The organism is Actinomycetota bacterium (genome assembly GCA_030682655.1).
Lineage (GTDB): Bacteria > Actinomycetota > Coriobacteriia > Anaerosomatales > JAUXNU01 > JAUXNU01.
In genome coordinates this window covers 1-1,536 of record JAUXNU010000152.1, presented here as the reverse complement: position 1 = coordinate 1,536, position 1,536 = coordinate 1, and the positions used below count along the sequence as shown (strand labels likewise).

At 63.0% G+C, this 1,536-nt stretch carries 2 protein-coding genes; both read left to right on the top strand.

Going from position 1 to position 1,536, the window contains the following annotated elements:
• The first annotated feature begins 174 nt into the window (after positions 1-174).
• Positions 175-936, top strand: a complete 762-nt coding sequence (gene trmD, locus Q8K99_09970) for a tRNA (guanosine(37)-N1)-methyltransferase TrmD (protein MDP2182876.1) — start codon at positions 175-177, stop codon at positions 934-936.
• A complete protein-coding gene (gene lepB / locus Q8K99_09965) occupies positions 929-1,531 on the top strand; it encodes a signal peptidase I (GenBank protein MDP2182875.1) in 603 nt (200 codons plus the stop codon). The genes trmD and lepB overlap by 8 nt, the downstream gene beginning before the upstream one ends.
• The last annotated feature ends 5 nt before the right edge of the window (positions 1,532-1,536 follow it).

Below are 1,536 nucleotides of genomic sequence, written 5' to 3'. Positions count from 1 at the left end.
GGGAGAGGTCGTGGACGTCATCGAAACAGGAGCGAACGACGTGTGGGTCGTGCAAGGGGAGCGCTTCGGAGAAGTGCTCGTTCCGGTCACAGACGAAGTCGTGCTCGACATCGACGAGGTTTCCCGTACCGCGCGCGTACGCCTCCTGCCAGGTCTCATAGATGGTGAGCCGGGATGATCATCGATGTCATCACCATCTTCCCGGGGATGTTCGAAGCTCCGATGTCGACGTCCATGCTCGGGCTCGCGCGGGAACGCGGACTCCTGGACCTGCGCCTACACGACCTCCGCCAGTGGACGACCGACCGTCACCGCACCACCGACGACTACCCCTATGGCGGAGGTCCGGGCATGGTCATGAAGCCGGAGCCGATCTTCGCGGCAGTGGACGCCGTTCAGCAGCTCGAAGACGCCCCCGGTCTCGTAGTCTTCTTCACGCCGACGGGACGGCGCTTCGACCAGAACCTCGCGAGAAGCCTTTCGTCGAAGGCGCGCCTCGTATTCGTCTGCGGACGATACGAGGGTTTCGACGAGCGCGCGCTCGCCTTGGCCGACATCGAGTTGTCCATCGGTGACTACGTGCTGACCGGCGGCGAGCTGCCGGCTATGGTCGTCGCCGACGCTGTTGTTCGGCTCCTTCCCGGCGTACTTGGTGACGAATCCTCGGCCGTCGAGGAGTCTTTCAGTGAAGGACTGCTAGAGTACCCTCAATACACACGACCTCCGGACTTCCGTGGCATGGGCGTGCCGGATGTCTTGCGCAGTGGAGACCATGCTCGCATTCGTGCATGGCGACGCGAGCAGTCCATCCGCCGCACCGCCGCGATCCGGCCAGACCTGCTTGACCACGCTTGCCTCTCAGACGAGGAACGTTCTACAGCCGACGAAGAAGCACGCCGCACCACAGCTGCGGAGGAAGGATGCCAGGATGAGTGAGCTCGAACCGACACAGGAGACTCCAGAGCCATCGCCCGCGGCTGTTGTCAGTGGCGATTCTCACCACCGGCACCAGAGCGTCTGGCGCTGGCTTCTCGAGACCGTGCTCCTTGTCGCACTCGCGTTCTTGCTCGCACAAGGCATCAAGACCTTCATCGTGCAGCCTTTCGTCATCCCGACCGGCTCGATGATTCCAACAATCGAGGAGAAGGACCGGATCCTCGCCGAGAAGGTCACGTTCCGCCTCACCGATCCGAAAGTCGGAGACATCGTCGTTTTCGACGACCCGACCGGAGCGCATCCCCAGCTCATCAAGAGGGTCGTCGCAACTGCCGGCCAGACCATCGACATCCGTGACGGCGCGGTGTACGTGAACGGGAAGCGCCTCAATGAGCCCTACACCCATGGCCGACGGACGGATCCGGGAACGGTGCCGATGCCGGTGACAGTACCTGACGGTCAGGTCTGGCTCATGGGGGACAACCGTCCGAACAGCGGGGACAGCCGTTTCCTCGGGCCTCAACCTCTCTCGGGGGTACACGGACACGCCTTCTTCACGTACTGGCCACCGAATCGAGTAGGCGCTTTGCCCTGAACCCG

Bases quoted from the DNA above. Each gene is read 5' to 3' on its own strand.
- trmD (MDP2182876.1), top strand. From the start codon at position 175: ATGATCATCGATGTCATCACCATCTTCCCGGGGATGTTCGAAGCTCCG.
- lepB (MDP2182875.1), top strand. From the start codon at position 929: ATGAGTGAGCTCGAACCGACACAGGAGACTCCAGAGCCATCGCCCGCG.